The sequence below is a fragment of the Vibrio sp. 10N.261.51.A3 genome (genome assembly GCF_041471965.1).
GTDB classification, from domain to species: Bacteria; Pseudomonadota; Gammaproteobacteria; order Enterobacterales; family Vibrionaceae; genus Vibrio; species Vibrio crassostreae_C.
In genome coordinates this window covers 1-16,541 of the sequence record NZ_JBFRPK010000087.1, presented here as the reverse complement: position 1 = coordinate 16,541, position 16,541 = coordinate 1, and the positions used below count along the sequence as shown (strand labels likewise).

General features: G+C 43.3%; 13 protein-coding genes. 8 read left to right on the top strand and 5 right to left on the bottom strand.

The genetic code is table 11. The features are described 5' to 3' along the window. Positions 1 to 47 precede the first annotated feature (47 nt). Positions 48 to 1,502: an FAD-dependent oxidoreductase gene (locus AB4371_RS19320; protein ID WP_017060081.1), complete on the top strand. Its 1,455-nt coding sequence runs from the start codon at positions 48 to 50 to the stop codon at positions 1,500 to 1,502. Positions 1,503 to 1,682: 180 nt separating this feature from the next. Here the strand turns inward: AB4371_RS19320 and AB4371_RS19315 are convergent, their stop codons facing one another. The 3 genes from AB4371_RS19315 to AB4371_RS19305 form a co-directional block, all read right to left on the bottom strand. After that, positions 1,683 to 2,633, bottom strand: coding sequence for a biotin-dependent carboxyltransferase family protein (locus AB4371_RS19315; RefSeq protein WP_017071506.1), 951 nt, complete (start codon positions 2,631 to 2,633; stop codon positions 1,683 to 1,685). Further along, entirely contained in the window at positions 2,626 to 3,378 is a 753-nt protein-coding gene (locus AB4371_RS19310) for an allophanate hydrolase subunit 1 (RefSeq protein WP_017071505.1), read from the bottom strand. The genes AB4371_RS19315 and AB4371_RS19310 overlap by 8 nt, the downstream gene beginning before the upstream one ends. A gap of 120 nt (positions 3,379 to 3,498) precedes the next feature. Next, positions 3,499 to 4,242 carry a 5-oxoprolinase subunit PxpA gene (locus AB4371_RS19305; RefSeq protein WP_017071504.1) on the bottom strand — a complete coding sequence of 248 codons (744 nt, stop codon included), beginning with the start codon at positions 4,240 to 4,242 and terminating at the stop codon, positions 3,499 to 3,501. A 170-nt stretch (positions 4,243 to 4,412) separates the two neighbouring features. Between AB4371_RS19305 and AB4371_RS19300 the strand changes: the two genes are divergently transcribed. The 4 genes from AB4371_RS19300 to galE all read left to right on the top strand — a co-directional run bounded on the left by AB4371_RS19300 (position 4,413) and on the right by galE (position 8,226). After that, positions 4,413 to 4,628: a hypothetical protein gene (locus AB4371_RS19300; RefSeq protein WP_136981847.1), complete on the top strand. Its 216-nt coding sequence runs from the start codon at positions 4,413 to 4,415 to the stop codon at positions 4,626 to 4,628. Then, positions 4,618 to 5,154, top strand: coding sequence for a YfiR family protein (locus AB4371_RS19295; protein WP_017060086.1), 537 nt, complete (start codon positions 4,618 to 4,620; stop codon positions 5,152 to 5,154). Before AB4371_RS19300 ends, AB4371_RS19295 begins: the two co-directional genes overlap by 11 nt. Then, the gene (locus AB4371_RS19290; protein WP_065584959.1) at positions 5,154 to 7,130 is read left to right on the top strand and encodes a diguanylate cyclase domain-containing protein; all 1,977 of its coding nucleotides are present in this window, start codon (positions 5,154 to 5,156) and stop codon (positions 7,128 to 7,130) included. The genes AB4371_RS19295 and AB4371_RS19290 overlap by 1 nt, the downstream gene beginning before the upstream one ends. 82 nt (positions 7,131 to 7,212) lie before the next feature. Beyond that, a complete protein-coding gene (gene galE / locus AB4371_RS19285) occupies positions 7,213 to 8,226 on the top strand; it encodes a UDP-glucose 4-epimerase GalE (RefSeq protein WP_372150514.1) in 1,014 nt (337 codons plus the stop codon). 358 nt (positions 8,227 to 8,584) lie between these two features. Here the strand turns inward: galE and AB4371_RS19280 are convergent, their stop codons facing one another. Next, entirely contained in the window at positions 8,585 to 10,717 is a 2,133-nt protein-coding gene (locus AB4371_RS19280) for a TonB-dependent hemoglobin/transferrin/lactoferrin family receptor (RefSeq protein WP_372150513.1), read from the bottom strand. A gap of 224 nt (positions 10,718 to 10,941) precedes the next feature. Between AB4371_RS19280 and AB4371_RS19275 the strand changes: the two genes are divergently transcribed. Further along, positions 10,942 to 11,829 carry a LysR family transcriptional regulator gene (locus tag AB4371_RS19275; RefSeq protein ID WP_065584957.1) on the top strand — a complete coding sequence of 296 codons (888 nt, stop codon included), beginning with the start codon at positions 10,942 to 10,944 and terminating at the stop codon, positions 11,827 to 11,829. Here AB4371_RS19275 and AB4371_RS19270 read toward each other — a convergent pair. Then, positions 11,821 to 14,502, bottom strand: coding sequence for a GNAT family N-acetyltransferase (locus tag AB4371_RS19270; RefSeq protein WP_372150512.1), 2,682 nt, complete (start codon positions 14,500 to 14,502; stop codon positions 11,821 to 11,823). The two genes, AB4371_RS19275 and AB4371_RS19270, sit on opposite strands and share 9 nt — an antisense overlap. A gap of 216 nt (positions 14,503 to 14,718) precedes the next feature. Here AB4371_RS19270 and AB4371_RS19265 point away from each other — a divergent pair, with 216 nt between their 5' ends. Continuing rightward, positions 14,719 to 15,282, top strand: a complete 564-nt coding sequence (locus AB4371_RS19265; protein ID WP_060981319.1) for an SPOR domain-containing protein — start codon at positions 14,719 to 14,721, stop codon at positions 15,280 to 15,282. A gap of 179 nt (positions 15,283 to 15,461) precedes the next feature. After that, positions 15,462 to 16,457, top strand: coding sequence for a D-alanine--D-alanine ligase (locus AB4371_RS19260; protein WP_372150511.1), 996 nt, complete (start codon positions 15,462 to 15,464; stop codon positions 16,455 to 16,457). Positions 16,458 to 16,541 lie beyond the last annotated feature (84 nt).

The window sequence follows — 16,541 nt, the reverse complement described above, 5'->3', positions numbered from 1 at the left end:
AGAACAAAAGTAGAATAGAGGCAGTTAATCTTATTCTACAGAACACGATGAACCACAACAAAACGGATACAAATCAACCTTCTATTGCCATTGTTGGTGGTGGTATTGCCGGAACAACGAGCGCGATTCACTTTAGTGAGTTGGGTTTTAAGGTCACTATCTTAGAAAAAGGGCCGAGTTTGGTTAATGGTCCACCAATTTGCCACCTGCACGCTGGCGGCAATTTGTATCGAGATATTTCTGTAGAGCAGTGTCTTCAATTGCTCACACAGTCAATTGATACCGTCCGCTTATTCCCTCATACGATCAATATTCGTCCGACAATCATCGCCGTTCCGCACAGTGATGGTGGAGAGCCGTTGGATCTGCTTCCTCGTCTCAAGATAATCAAAAGCGCTTATGCCGATCTTGTTAAACAAGATAAAAGCAACCAAGTGCTCGGTGATCCGGAAGAGTATTATAAGCTGTACAGCAAAGAAGATTTATTAGCACTTTCTGCGAAAACACAGCCTCTGAAACCAACATCGCTTGATGATTGGTGTATTCCTTTCGCCAAGCATACGGATTTAGAGACCCTAAAGTATCCTGTTGCGATGGTCCAAGAGTATGGCTGGAGCGTATTCCGACTTTCTGCGACCGCTCAACTCTCTTTGGGGCAACAAGCTAACTGTACTGTGTTAACCAACAGCCGATTACAATCTGTTGAGTCGACAGGTCAAGGTTGGTCTTTGACTTATACCGATGCCGAAAACCAAAGCTGCCAACTAACGACCGATTACTTGATTAATGCGAGTGGGTTTGAAACGGGTATCGTAGATGACTTTGTTGGCTCTAAGCAGCAAAGACTTGTTGAGTTTAAAGCTGCATACGTTACAGAGTGGCCATATTCGCAAGAATGTAAGGAAGAGTGGCCAGAAGTTATCTTCCATGGCCCGAGAGGCACACCGCAAGGCATGGCGCAATTAACGCCGTATGCTGATGGTGTGTTCCAACTTCACGGCATGACAGAAGGGATTACTCTGTTTGAGGGTGGGCTTGTTTCATCGTCAACAGACTCGTCACAGCCACAGTTGCCTTCGAAGCTGCTTAAGAAAATCGTATCGGGTTGGAGTGAAGATCAGCTTGAATTAAGAACTCGCGCGGCAATAACGCATATGTCTCAGTTCATCCCAAGTTTCAGTTCTGCATTGGTCGGTGGTAAACCTTTGTTTGGTGCACAACAGATTCCGGGAACCGATCCAAGCTTAAGAGCTTCAGACGTTTCATTCTGTGGGGATCGCTATGCTCGACTTGAAGTAGTAAAAGCTTCTTCAACATTAGAAGCGGCACAAAAGGTCGCTGAGCAATGGTTTGATGTATCAGAGGCGGCATCTATTGAAGACACACACTCAGTGACAATGTCACTTAATCTAAATGATATTGAAAACAGAGCGATAGATTTGACACAAGAACGTGGATACCCAGAAGCGCTTGCCAAGGTGTCAGGTCAAGATCACGCTTAATAGCCTATAATTAGTCTATCATCATCGACTGCGTTTAATTTCTTCAATTCGGCTTACTGTAATAGGTAAGCCGAATCTTCATTTCAACATCTGCTTAGATACCGAACCTCATCTAAATGACATCTTCCTAGTTGATTATTCTCAGCTACATAGCATTTAGCACATAACACATCGCAAAAACTAATAGCCGAAAAACTGAGCCCATTGGCACCAAACATCTTGTAAGCCCAAGCGATCGCCCTTGCTGAACGATATCGCATGTCCAGGTTTTGCTTGCGCCAAGCGTGGTAAATCGATTCTGGCGACACATCCTATCTTCGGATAACCACCTATGGTCTGTCTATCATTAAGCAGCACGATAGGCTGTCCATCTTGTGGAATTTGAATCGCACCTAGGGCAATGCCTTCTGACAATAGCGAAATGTCAGGCGAGTCTACGGGCTCGCCACTGAGTCGATAACCCATCCGATTAGAGTTTTGGTCAACGTGATACTGCGCGTTATACAAAATCTCTCTTGCTGACTCGGAGAATAGCTCGCTTTGATAGCCTTCAATCACTCGTAGGTTCACGGGTAGATTGTAATCAGGCGTGTATCGGAAGGTAACACTCAACGCTTTAAATGGATGAGAGAGTTGGTGTTGGGTAAAAGCGATTTGTTGCCCTTGCTGGCATGGCTCGCCATCTTGCGTTAATCCACCAATCTTTTCACGAGTGACTGTAGAGCAGCTATCAAGAGTTGATGGAACATCGAAACCGCCCTTAATGGCTAAATACGCCCTTAGACCATTTTTAGGCAAACCAAATGAGAGAACTTGCCCCTTAAAAGCTTGAAAAGTGTTCCAGTTAGCCTGTGGTTTACCATCGAGTTTCGCTTGTAAATCACCCCCGCATAGTGCCATCTCACAATCAAAATCGATTCGTAACGCACATTGCCCAAGCGTGATTTCCAACGCCGCTTGGTTGACTGGGTTGCCCAATAGATGGTTGGCCCAGCTATAAGAGTAGTCATCAACCGGTCCACCTTGCGTTAATCCAAGATGAGCAACACCAAATCGCCCAAAGTCTTGAATCAAACTCAACGGGCCGGGCTTAATCACTGTCAGTGTTGGTTTAGTTTTTGTCTTAGCCATTTACGATGCCTCCACCTAACTCTACAAATTCTTTTTTTGAAATCGCTATGAAACGGACGGTATCACCAACATTAAGCAGAGACAGTGGTCTTTGCGTGATATCGGCATTCTTCAACTGGCTATGATCGAACAACGGAAGTGGGCAATTGCCAATAATATTCCAACCGCCCGGTGAATCCGAAGGGTACACAGCTGTTTTAGTATCCGCGATGGCGATGCTGCCTTTGGGCACATTTAAGCGTGGTGTCGAGTGGCGGGGCAAAGCAAGCTCATTAACCACATCAGACATAAACGCAAAGCCAGGCGTAAACCCAATCGCACTAACGCTGTATGTCTGTGAGGTGTGATATTGAATAATATCCTCCAGAGATAGGCCTCTGTCTTGATATCGGTCTAAATCGAGCGCCGTTTCTGGTGAGTAATAGGCAGGAAGCTCAATCGTATTACGAGTTTTATTAACACTAGAAAAGGACGATAGAGCATGACTCAACAAATTATTGAGCTGTTCAATGAGCTGCTGTTCTGATATGCGGTAAGGTAGGTAATCGACCAATATTGTGTGGTAAGCCGGTGTCACATTCATCAACACAGATGCTAAATTTTGGCGAATGGCATCGGAAAAGTGAGCCATGTAATGCGCATATTCGGCGCTAGATTGATTATTTGAAGGCGATAGCGTCAAGGTCACCAAAACGCTGCATTCCGCGACTGGCGCTATATTGAATTCAATCTGATTCGTCGTCATTTCGTTTCCATACGTTTGTTTGCTTACTTGGCGTGTCTCACTTCCGTGTCCAAGCCAATACAAGTCAATTAGATCTCACGAGCGATTAGACCATGCGTCATACCAATCACACGCTTCATACTAATTAAAAGCGTTGAGGTCTTGTCTGATTTTTCTAATTAATGCGATGGATTGAGGGTTATCACCATGAACACAGATAGTATCGGCTTCAATAGGCAGCCTTTCGCCCTCTAAAGTCGTAACCGAGCCATAGTTAATGATTTGCATAACTTGGTTATAGATATCGTCTTGATTGACGTAAACCGAGCCTTTTTGAGTACGTGGCGCTAATTGTCCGTTATTTAAATAAGCACGGTCGGCAAACGCTTCAAACAAGAGAGGCAAGTCATGATCGTCAGCAATATCCAAATACTGTTGATTGTCTGATGAAGAGAGAATCATCAACGGGATGTTAAATTCAGCGACGGCTTGGGCTACCGCATTAAATACATCGATGTTTGCCATCATATCGTTGTAAAGGGCGCCATGAGGTTTCACATAGCCAACAGAGGTGTGGTGATAGCGGCAAAGGGCTTTTAATGCACCGACTTGATAGCACACCAATTCACTGATCTCGTCCATGGTATGTGGAATAGAACGGCGACCAAATCCAACGAGATCTTGATAACCGGGATGAGCACCAATTTGGGTGTGATAGTGCTGTGCCAGTTTTATCGTCTTGGACATAACGTGCGGATCAGACGCGTGGAAGCCACAAGCGATGTTTGCCATATCGACCCATTCCATGACCGACTCGTCATCGCCCATCTTCCAATTGCCGAAACTTTCTCCCATGTCGCAATTAAGCAAAATCTTCGTTGTCACGTGGTGCTAATCCTTTACGTTTAGGTAAGTAATGACGGTCTTATAAATACCATAAATAAACAGTGACCTAACTCAAACTTTCGACACCGTAGATTTACCAGTATGGTATTTTGTATATAGTTGAACTATTGATTAAAGGATTAATATCTATCTGTATATTAGGTGAGCACATGATATCCCGCCAGGTTTGCTTAGGACTAGCATTAACGACACCTGTTTTTGTCTCTGCTCAAGAAAACTCTCTAGACCAACTCATGTCGATGAGCCTTGAAGAGTTGTCTATGTTAGATGTCGAAATGGAAACGGCTTCGAAAGTGACACAAAAACTTACCGAGATTTGTGTCAACCAAGAGTCCGTATATGTGAGGATCTCTCATGAATTCTAAATGGCTTAAGCACCGCATTAAGCTCGGCTTATCTAAACTAGGCTTAGCGGCTTTAACGATGCTTATTGTGCCGTTGAACACCTCAGCTGCTAGCTTCAAACCTTATGAAGTGAAAGCGGTGTACCTTTTTAGAATTGCGAATTTTATACGTTGGAATGATGAAAGCTCAATGAACGCTGTGAACTTTTGTGTGATTGGCGATGAAAAGGTAAGCCAAGTGCTAACGTCAATTACCGAGGGGAAATCTATTCGTTCGCTCGCTATCCGAGTTCAACAGTCGATTACTTCTAAGTGTGATATTACGTATTTGTCTGACCGTAAAAATGACCAATTTCTTAGTCAAGAGCACTCGCCACATACTGTGACAATCAGTGATATCCCTAACTTTACGGACTTAGGTGGAATCATTGAACTCACGCACATCGATAATAAGCTCAAACCTAAGATCAATCTAGAGAACGCAAGGCGCGGTGACTACGTCATTGGCTCGAACCTGTTACGAATCGCTATAGTGGAGGGCCAATAATGTTGTCTTTCATTAATAACATATCGATTAAAAACAAGCTGATATTACCCATTATCATCTTCATCGCAGTCACTTTTGTAACGATCCAATCGGTAAATTACACTGTCACGTTTGAGAGAGAGAAAGAGAGTCTTATTCAGCGTGTTAAAGTGCTAGCACAAGGTGTTGCTTATAACTTGCAAGCCGCGATTTTATTTGAAGACAAGTCATCGGCTCAGGAAATATTGTCAGCTTTCGTCGCAGATAAAGATATTGTTAGAGTGAAGCTCTATGACATCAACGAACAGCTTTTTGCCAGCTATCAGGTGAGCAACACTCTGGTTCCAAGGCCAAACGCAGAAGAATTAGACGATATCGCCGATCATCAATTTGCCATCTCTGAGCATTTCATCTTCTTGCTCGTTCCAGTGACACTGGATGGCGCAGTGATCGCGAACTTGAGAGTAACAATATCGAAAGAGACGTTTAATTCAATCTTAACGAATATTTTCAAGGTTGCGGTCGTCTACCTGTTGTTTCTGGTGATGTTAGGCGGAGTAGTGGTCAAATTGGTGCAACGCTTGATTATCGAACCGATGTTTGACCTCAATGAGGCGATGCAAGCCTTTGTTGAGCGTCGTTCGAAGCAGCCTAAATTAGTCGTAACGAACCGCGATGAAATCGGCGATCTGGTTCGAGCTTTCAATACCATGTTAGAAAGGCTTCAACATCGCGATAACCAAATCAATTTTACGTTAGACAAGTTACAAGAAGAAAAATCATTCGCAAATGAGGTCATTGAAACCGTTCAGCACTCTTTGTTGGTGGTGGATGAAAAAGGGCTCATTCTTCATGCGAACGCAGCTACTCGGGATATTTTTAAATGCTCGGAAGCCTTTCTTGAGAATTTGTTGATCCAAGAGTTGATCGCGACCAAGCAAACGGGTTACTTACAAGATGTTATTGATGCCAATATTGAACTTAATGACGAATTGCTGGAAACCACCGATCTCTTTCAATCAAAACGCTGGCTTCGTGTGAGCAGTCGTTCTTTGACAAAACATGGTCGTATTCTTTATGCAATCCAAGATGTCACCGACATAGAAACGGCCATGAGTCGCCAACGTATTGCTGCGGGTGTTTTCGAAAACAGTAAAGACGGCTTGATCGTGCTCAACTCATCCAATGTGATAACCATGGTTAACCCGGCGATCACACAACTTCTCGGTTATCACTCTGATCTGCTGGTGGGCAAAACACCATTTGAAGTATTTTCGTGGCAGCAATTTTCATCATTGATGCCGACAATTCGCAGTTCGTTAGACAACTATGGTCAATGGCAAGGCGAAGTGTGGGAGAAAAGCGCGTCCGGCACGTTAGTTCCAATGTTTGTCAAAGTGAATCGAATTGCCTCAGACAACGAGAAAGACGAGTTTGATATGGTATTAACGCTGTCTGATTTATCCAACGTTAAAGAGATGGAAAGACTCGAACACTTGGCTCATCACGATGCATTAACCGGGTTAGCGAATAGAGCGCAGCTGTATAAGGTTATGGATGATGTTGTCACGTCGAGCCACTATTCAAATCAGCATTTTGCGGTTATTTACTTGGATTTGGATGGCTTCAAAGAAGTGAATGACAACTATGGTCACGATGCGGGTGACGAAATCCTTAAAGAAGTGTCAAACCGGTTATTATCTCAGGTAAGAGCGGGGGATTTGGTTGCACGTTTGTCGGGTGATGAATTTGTTCTTATTATTAAACAGACAAACAAAGTCTTATTAGCGAAGTTAGCCGAGCGATTGTTGGATCTGATCGGGCAAGAAGTGAATTATAAACAGCGTTCACTTCATGTTGGGGCGAGCTTAGGTATCAATTTAGTTGATGGCTCAGAGCGTGATATTGACGTGATTCTAAAGGTTGCTGATGAGGCTATGTACCAAGCGAAACGCAAAGGAAAAGGTCAGTTTGTGTTCGCTCGTGAGGGTAAATAGGCACCGGTGTTTGTGAGCTCACCCTAAGTTGTTGTATCATAAGTGATAGGTTGAATATTTTTAATTAAAAGGTCTGCTAAGCATGAATGTTTTAGTTACAGGTGGCATGGGTTACATTGGTAGCCATACAAGTATCCAGATGATCAACGCAGGTATGACACCTGTACTTTTTGATAGCTTGTACAACAGCAAACCAAGCGTTCTAGAGCGCATCGAAAAAGTCTCGGGCGTTCGTCCCAACTTCATTGAAGGTGACGTTCGTGATAAAGCGCTTTTGACTGAAACTATGAAGCAACACAACATCGAAGCGGTTATCCATTTTGCTGGTCTGAAAGCCGTCGGAGAGTCTGTGGAAAAGCCTCTTGAATACTACGACAACAACGTAAACGGCACTTTAGTTCTTGTTGATGCAATGCGTGATGCGGGTGTAAAAACCTTGGTATTTAGCTCTTCAGCAACGGTATACGGTGATCCTGCAAGTGTGCCAATTACTGAAGACTTCCCAACAAGCGCTACCAACCCATATGGTCGTAGTAAACTAATGGTTGAAGAGTGTTTAACCGATTTCCAAAAAGCCAATCCTGATTGGAGCATTACACTGCTGCGTTACTTTAACCCTGTAGGTTCACATCCAAGTGGTGAGCTAGGTGAAGACCCGCAAGGTATCCCAAATAACCTAATGCCATTTGTCTCTCAAGTAGCAGTGGGCCGCCGTGAATTCCTATCTGTATTTGGTAGCGATTATCCAACAAAAGACGGGACTGGCGTTCGCGATTACATCCACGTAATGGATCTGTCTGATGGCCACATCGCAGCGCTTGAGAAAGTAGGGTGCAAAGACGGTCTTCATATCTACAACCTTGGTACGGGTAACGGTTCAAGTGTGTTAGACATGGTTAAAGCATTCGAACAAGCAAGCGGTAAAGAGATCCCTTACAAGCTAGTTGAACGCCGTCCTGGTGACATCGCAGAGTGTTGGGCAGATCCAGCTAAAGCTCAGAAAGAACTGGGCTGGAATGCAAGCCGCACATTGGCTGAAATGACCGAAGATACATGGCGCTGGCAGTCAACAAACCCGAATGGATTCCCTAGTTAACCTAGTGGTTTCGTGAATGATTCAAAAATTAAAAGATGCTTTCGGGCATCTTTTTTGATCTTAATCGAATAAAAAGTAAATTAGTGGTTAAAAAGTATCATTCTGTATCCGCTGTGTTATTATGCTCGCGAATTATATGTTTAATGTTAATTTTCTTTGGAGTTAATCATGGAACTAGGCCTAATCATCACTTTCATCGTTGCTGCTGCAGTAATGGTTAAAAAAGAGATGGCAGAGAAGTAATTTCACTTATTACCTTTTTTATACAATTTTTTAGTGAAATAAATTAAAAGCCAGCAATTAAGCTGGCTTTTTAGTTTCTGCTGTATCAGATTCTGTCGTTAAGTTTTCTAACGAGTTAGAATTCGTATTTAGCTGTAATTGACCAGTTACGACCTGCTTGCGTGTAATCTTTATCTTCTTGTGAGAATCCACGAACGTCATTCCACGAGTAGTACTCTTCATCCGTAACGTTGAAGAGACCTGCTCTAAGCGTAAGATCTTTCATCGGCAAGTAGTATGCTGTTAGGTCAACTACAGTTGCTGAATCAATTGGTAGAATTTCATCATTCAAACCATCGCTGTTGATATCACTAGACTTCTTACCTGCTGTGTAGCTTATGTTAAGTGATGTACCCCATAGTGCTGAAGGAGCATCATAGTTAAAACCAACGACAGCGTTCCAAGGGTTTACACTGTTAAGAGGATTACCTTCGCCATCTTCACCTTCAGTATACGTTGCAGAAACACGAGTACTAACACCTTTCACTGGCATGAAGCTATTCCAAGACTGTGTATTTGACGCTTCGATACCTTTAATTACGGCTTCATCAATGTTTACATTCTGATATATTGTTGGATCGGCCGGAGTGGCTGAGCCACTAACTGCTACGTTATCAATAAAGTTATCATAATCGCTGTAGAAGATAGCGATTTCGCTTGATGAATAATTTGTGTTATGACGCCAACCTAACTCGTATGAAATACTTTCTTCAGCTTCTAAGTCAGGGTTAGGGGCATTCAAATAACCGTGAGCAGGATTACCAAATGAGTAGTAAAGCTCTTGGAAATCAGGAGCTCTAAAGCCTTGGCTGATTTGACCGAAGATCTTATTTTCATCATTAAGCGTGTAAGTTGTACCCAAACGTCCGGTAACAGCTGAGTCTGAATATTTTGCATAAGACTCTTCTGGGTTACCACTTGGGTTTTGACTTGTATCACCTGGATCAGTTTCAAAACCATCAAAACGAACACCCGGAGTAATCATCCAATTTCCGATCGTCATTTCATTTTGAGCAAAGAATCCATATTTTCTTTCAGATGCGGCAGGGATGTAGAAAATAACTTGGTCTGCGCTGATGGAGTTATATTCGTTATTAACGTTTTTAATGTCTTTGTCCGAATATGAAGCGCCATAGATAAAGTAGTTTTCTACATTACCCGTCATGAAGAACTTATCGAATTGCACATCAAATTGATAACCTTCATCCTCGTAGATATAGTCCTTTTTCTGAACATTACCTGCCGGAGGTAGGAACATACCGCCATTAGAAGTACGATTAGTTACGCCATTCTCTTCTTTGCTCAGCCAGTCAGCTTGCCAAGTAATAGTATCTGCAAACGCTAGGTCAGCATCCCAAATATGTTTGATACCGATTTGCTGTTGGCTAGTTGTGTCTTCGCCAGTGTAGTCGGTGTAACTTGCACTATTTAAATCGGTATCACCAGAATTCTCAATGAAGTTACCAGAAAACTCTAAACGGTGTTGTTCGTTTAATTGGTACTGAAGCTTAACCAACAAGTTGTTGTTCTGAGTATCTTGCTCATCAGGTGTACCAAAGTTATCAGTTTGCTCACCGTCTCTGCGAGTATAAGCAACTAACGTTTCTAGGTCGCCAATACGATTTGCTAAAGCAACCGATTCGCTAAAGGTATTATCAGATGAAGAGTAGTTGAACTTCGCGTGGCCACCGAAGTCTTTGTCTTTTAAAAAGTCACTCGGGTCTTTTGTTTCGAACGCAGCAATACCACCAATCGCGTCAGAACCATACAGAGAAGAAGCCGCACCTTTAACAATCTCGACAGACTTCAACATATCCGTATCGACATCAATGCGTGAAGAGTTAATGAAGTTATATGACTGAGTACCACTTGGAGTAAATTGGCTAGTTTGTGATACTCCATCAACGATAACCTTTACTCGGTTACCTTCCATACCACGAATGTTAATACCTTGAATCCCTTGGCGAGAATTCGTAGTCACCGTGACACCTGGTGTGTACTTAAATAAGTCTTCTACATCCGTAACCATGTTTTTTTCGATATCTTTATCGTTAATCACAGTTACCGACGCAGCAACATCTTCAAGTTGTTGATTAGTACGAGTCGAAGATACAACAACCTCGTCAAATAGGGCATAATCTTCAGCAAAGGCTGATGTTGATGAAAGCGCTAAAACGATTGAAGCAGAGATCAGGGATTGCTTATACATCTGATAGTTACCTTAGTTCCATAGTATTATCTTGATTTGCGAAATATAATATTGGATCTAAATGATAATTACTATTATTTGCATTTAAATAATTTTCAATTTTATCAACTAACTCATAATTAATACTCTTAAATATCTGTATTAAAAAGACTTTTACAGTTCCATTCACAGCCTGAATGCTTCTGTTTTTGTGATTCAAGTCTCATTTATAAAGTAGGAAAGCTATGCATAGTCCAATAACACTTGAAGCGTTACACATCCTAGACGCCATCGACCGACGTGGAAGTTTCGCCGCCGCGGCCAATGAAATGGACAGAGCGCCTTCATCACTCAGCTATCAAATACAGAAGCTTGAACAAGATCTAGACATCATGATTTTTGACCGCTCAGGCCACCGTGCAAATTTCACGGAAGCGGGTCAGTTGATACTTGAGCAAGGTAGAATCATTCTTGGAGCTACAGAACGTCTTGTTAACGAGGCAAGCATTCTAGCCAATGGTTGGGAGCTCGATTTGACCATCGCCTTTGATGGCATTATCCCGATTGCTAACTTTTTCCCACTGGTAGATGAACTAGGAAAAATCAGTAAAACACGCGTTCGTTTGCAAGAGGAAATCTTAGCGGGTTGTTGGGAATCTCTCACAGATGGTCGTGCTGACTTATTGATATGCCCTAAGCTCGATACAATTCCAAACGATATGAAAAGTGACGTAATTGGTAAAATGGAGATGGTGTGGGTCGCGGCATCAAGCCACTATGTTCACAATCGTTCTGGTGAATTCGATCAGAAGGCGAGAGAAAGTTACAGGGTTATTGCCATTGCAGACACCGCACGCGATCAGCCAGCACTAAGCATCAATATTCTAGAGAAACAGCCACGTTTAACCGTGACAAGCTTTCCTGCGAAAGTAGAGGCTTTGACATCAGGACTAGGGATTGGCACCTTACCGAATAGTGTCGCTAAACCTTTGATTGAATCTGGCGTACTACAGCAGATCTCCGGTACAGAACCACAACCGATCGATATTGTTATGGCTTGGCGACGCAACAAAATGGGCGACGCCAAGTCTTGGTGTATCCAACATCTTAAAAAGACATGGGCGTTAAAGTAACGGTAACACCATATCTGCAGTACCATCTTCAAAGCTGATATCTAGCTTAAAACCGAGCTTTTGAGCTAGTGTCAGCATCCCTCTATTGGTTGGCATCGTCATACCCGACATCTGCTTGGTCTGCTTCGCACGGCAGTAATCGATAACCTTGGTCATAAGAATGCGACCTAGACCAACACCTTTAAGGTCAGAACGAATCAATATTGCGAATTCGGCGTCTGTGTTCTCAGGGTTAATCAGCGCACGGGACACGCCGATGATCGCTGGAACGCCTTGTTCCTCGCGAACGACCACAAAGGCGATTTCTCTATCGAAATCAATCTGAGTGAAATTCGCCAACGCCTCATGATTGAATTCACCGACATCACTAAAGAAACGCTTATAGAGATCTTCCTTAGACACACGGTTAATGAAGTCAGCATGAAGCGGTTCATCTTCGGGAAGAATAGGGCGTAACAACACTTCGGTTCCATCTTTTAGCTGGATACGTTCTTCAAGCTCGACTGGGTAAGGGCGAATGGCCAACCTTTCTTGCGGATCCCCTTCGTAGGCTTTCAATATGATATCAGCGTCTAATATCGTGAATTTGTCTCCGTTGGCGAGTACTGGATGAATATCCAAATCATGTATTTCAGGGCAATCAACCACCATCTGCGATATGCGAACCAATAATTCAGAAAGGCCATCTATATCAATGGGGTTAGGAAGCTTTTGTAGACGAATCTTGCCACTTTTTATCGCCCGTATAATCAAGTAACGCGCCAGTGTCATGTTGAGCGGTGGAAAAGCAGCTGCGGCATCAATCGACTCATCCCACTCCGAACCACCTTGTCCAAGTAATATGATTGGGCCGAAGGTTTCGTCTGTTGTAACCTTAATACGCAACTCTTGGCCGCCCGCGAGCTTAGCCATACCTTGAATTAACAAGCCGTGGATGTTTGCTGTAGGGAAGGATAATTGAGAACGATCGAGAATTGCCTGAGCCGCATTGGCAACTTCACTGCTGTTTCGCAAATTGAGCATCACGCCTTGTACGTCTGACTTATGTGCAATATCCGGCGAACGTAATTTTACTGCGACGGGATAACCGATCGTTTCAGCGATGTGTACCGCTTCACTTGGGTCAGAAGCGATCCAAGTTGGTAACACATCGAGGTTGAAGCTCTTGAAAAACTGACTGTTTTGGTGAGTATCAAGGGTAACTGTATCTTTATCCAGTAGTTTTCTTTCTATCCAACCTTTCGCATCTGCTAGATCTTCAATGTGTACTTTTTCTGCAGTGGTCGGCGTTTCCATTAACTGACGTTGGTTACGTCTGTACTCGACTAAGTGCATGAATGCGACCACAGAGCTTTCAGGGGTCCGATAAGTTGGGAAACCCGCTTCGGTAAACAGCTTTCGTGCGGGCCTTGCTGTTAGCTCACCAGACCAATTCGTCAGGATGTTAAAGCGCTTGTGGCGAGGGTGCTTCTTAATCGCTTCAATAATTCGTTCTGCCGTTTTAGCGGAATGTGCGACCGCTGAAGGGCTGTGCATGATAAGAATCGCGTCTGCTTCATCGCCATCGAGTAAGATGTTTATAGTGTCGATATAACGTTGATCACCAGCGTCGCCGACAATATCGATAGGATTGCTATGAGACCAACTCGATGGCAAAACCTTGTTCAACTTATCAAGTGTCTCTTCTGAAAACTCTGCGAGCTTACCACCGCGGTCAAATAGGGTGTCCACAGCCATAATCGCAGGGCCGCCACCATTAGTAACAATAGCCAAGCGCTCGCCTCGCAATGGTACTGAATGAGTCAGTGTTTCTACCGCAGCAAACAGTTCATGTAAGTTCTTAACTCGTAGCATGCCACTACGTCGGATCGCAGAGTCATAGATAATGTCTAAAGTGTCAGCACCGCCAGTATGGGCCATGGCCGCCGCTCTGCCTTTCGCCGTGCGACCGCCTTTTAACACCAGAATGCGTCGGTTTCGCGATGCCGCACGCGCCGCAGAGATAAAGCGCCGAGCATCAGTAATGCTATCAACGTAAAGTAGTATCGCTTCAGTATGAGAATCGGTACTCAGGTAATCCAATAATTCCGAGAATTCGATATCACTGCCATTGCCTATCGAGATAAACGCTGAAAAGCCGATCTCTTTGTCATTAGCCCAATCTAAAATCGTGGTACACACAGCAGCAGATTGAGAAACAAAGGCGATTTTACCAGGTAATGCTGTTACTGGAGAGAATGATGCGTTCAAATTTAACCAAGGGACAATCACCCCCAAACTATTGGAGCCAAGCACTCGGATGTTGTTCTTTTTGGCTATCGCCAGGCATCTTGCGTCATACGTCTCGCCATTATCACTTTGTTGTTGCATGTCGGATGAAAGCACAATGACAGAAGCGATGCCTTTCTCAGCCAGCTCTTCAAAAATGGCGACATTACGAGTCGCATTGGTACACAATATCGCAAGGTCAGGAACGATCGGCAGCGACAAAATGTTTTTGTAAGAGAGTACACCTGCCACCGAGTCATATTTTGGCGTAACCGGCATCACCGCACCTTTGAAATCCCCGTGCAACAAATTGTTCATGACGATATATCCTGCACGCATTTCTCGTTGAGAAGCACCAACAACAGCGATTGAGCGGGGTTTAAGTAGGGGATCAAGATGATTCATAGACATATCCTAGCAATGCACGTAAGTTCATCGTAACTTACTTTTCACTAACGGGTTGATGGCAAATTCACCGAATTAAGATGAATAAGCAGACACTGCATAAAGTTTGTGAAATAGGTCACCCACTAATGGTGTATAATCTCAAAGTTAACTTGATTCTAAACCGACGTATCGGCATGATTTATAGTAATTATTATTAAGGATATAGAGCTTTCCATGAAAAAATTTGCAATTGTGACTTTGCCACTGCTCTTGGCTGCATGTGTATCTGACGACTACGTTACCAATGTCACTTCAGATAGTTATCAAGAAGAGTACAAGACGGCCAAAGTTGAAGCTCCAGTTGTATCTCAATCTGAGCAAACAGGCGTTGTTGAAGAAAACGTTGTCAACGTGATCAGAACTGAACCTGTTGAACAGAAAGTCACTCAAACGACTAAAGCTAAGCCAGTTGCAGTAGTGACAGGACCAACGAAGAAACAACAAGACATGAACCAGCGTTTTGGTTACACAGTTCAAGTTGTTGCTGTTGGCAGCCAAAGTAAAGTCGATTCTTTCGTGAAAATGCTACCTACGACTTCTCAGCCAGTTTGGGAAAACTACAAAATGGTTAACGGCACTAAGTGGTTCACCGTACTTTATGGTGACTATGCAACGCGCTTAGAAGCTAAAAAGGCAATCTCAACGCTGCCGAGCACTTTCCAAAACTTGAAGCCGTTTGTTAAGAGCATTGATGACATCAAGAACTCTGAATACCCAACGCTTAACAAGTTGAACTAAGTTTTAATTCATAAAGAAGGGGCAAATGCTCCTTCTTTTGTTTTAAGACTCGCTGTTTTGTTTAATAGTTAATCGCTCGCTCTTTCGAACGCAATTTTAACAATCAAAACACTGTACCTATCTCGACTTTTGTTTATCATTGAAGTCAGTACTCCTAGTTTCAAGGACCGAATTTACCCATGAACACCACAAACATCCTTCTACTTTGCGGCGGTGGATCTTCAGAGCATGAAGTATCTTTAGTTTCAGCCAATTACCTTTTTGAACAACTTAATAGCGTTGCAGATTTTAACGTTGTAAGAGTTGAAATTAAGAACGAAGGCTGGTGTCTTGATTCAGGTGAATTGGTTTATCTTGATATTAACGACCAAACCTTACGCGGTGACAATTTAGCATCTAAAGTCGATTTCATTGTGCCTTGCATACACGGTTTCCCAGGTGAAACAGGTGACATTCAATCACTGTTTGAAATGGCTAAAATTCCATACCTAGGTTGTGGTCCAGAAGCAAGCAACAACAGCTTTAACAAAATCACGTCAAAGCTTTGGTACGACGCACTTGGTATTCCAAACACGCCGTACCTGTTCTTATCAGACAACAATGATCAAGCTCACTCACAAGCAACTCAAGCATTTGAAAAGTGGGGTAAAGTGTTTGTGAAAGCGGCTCGTCAAGGTTCTTCTGTAGGTTGTTACCAAGTTAACCAAGTAGAAGATTTAAGCGAGGCTATCAACAAGGCGTTCACTTTCTCGGACCAAGTATTGGTTGAGAAATCAGTGGTGCCTAGAGAGCTAGAAATTGCTGCTTATGAAATCGATGGCGAGCTACACATCAGCAAGCCGGGTGAGGTGATTGCACCGAATGGCGCATTTTACTCTTACGAAGAGAAGTACAGTGCAGACAGCCACTCGATCACTGAAGTTGAAGCAAATAATTTAACTGACGAACAGCGTGAATTGATTGCAGACAGCGCACGAAAAGTCTTCACCCAGATGAAGCTTCGTCACTTGTCTCGTATCGACTTCTTTTTAACGCAAGACAACGAAATCTACCTGAACGAAGTCAACACCTTCCCAGGTATGACGCCAATCTCCATGTTCCCTAAAATGGTTGAGCATGACGGCCACAAATTCAGCCAGTTCTTAGAAAACTGCGTGAGAACAAGCCTTTCTTAGGTTTCTAACTCGTTTTCGTTCACTTAGAGCTGAACCAACAAGTGCCTTGAGCTTTCGCCAAGGCGCTTTTTGTTGTGCGCCGAG

Excerpts from the sequence above, each read along its gene's own strand:
- AB4371_RS19320 (WP_017060081.1), top strand. The coding sequence starts at position 48 with ATGAACCACAACAAAACGGATACAAATCAACCTTCTATTGCCATTGTT.
- AB4371_RS19315 (WP_017071506.1), bottom strand. The coding sequence starts at position 2,633 with ATGGCTAAGACAAAAACTAAACCAACACTGACAGTGATTAAGCCCGGC.
- AB4371_RS19310 (WP_017071505.1), bottom strand. The coding sequence starts at position 3,378 with ATGACGACGAATCAGATTGAATTCAATATAGCGCCAGTCGCGGAATGC.
- AB4371_RS19300 (WP_136981847.1), top strand. The coding sequence starts at position 4,413 with ATGATATCCCGCCAGGTTTGCTTAGGACTAGCATTAACGACACCTGTT.
- AB4371_RS19295 (WP_017060086.1), top strand. The coding sequence starts at position 4,618 with ATGAATTCTAAATGGCTTAAGCACCGCATTAAGCTCGGCTTATCTAAA.
- AB4371_RS19290 (WP_065584959.1), top strand. The coding sequence starts at position 5,154 with ATGTTGTCTTTCATTAATAACATATCGATTAAAAACAAGCTGATATTA.
- galE (WP_372150514.1), top strand. The coding sequence starts at position 7,213 with ATGAATGTTTTAGTTACAGGTGGCATGGGTTACATTGGTAGCCATACA.
- AB4371_RS19280 (WP_372150513.1), bottom strand. The coding sequence starts at position 10,717 with ATGTATAAGCAATCCCTGATCTCTGCTTCAATCGTTTTAGCGCTTTCA.
- AB4371_RS19275 (WP_065584957.1), top strand. The coding sequence starts at position 10,942 with ATGCATAGTCCAATAACACTTGAAGCGTTACACATCCTAGACGCCATC.
- AB4371_RS19270 (WP_372150512.1), bottom strand. The coding sequence starts at position 14,502 with ATGAATCATCTTGATCCCCTACTTAAACCCCGCTCAATCGCTGTTGTT.
- AB4371_RS19265 (WP_060981319.1), top strand. The coding sequence starts at position 14,719 with ATGAAAAAATTTGCAATTGTGACTTTGCCACTGCTCTTGGCTGCATGT.
- AB4371_RS19260 (WP_372150511.1), top strand. The coding sequence starts at position 15,462 with ATGAACACCACAAACATCCTTCTACTTTGCGGCGGTGGATCTTCAGAG.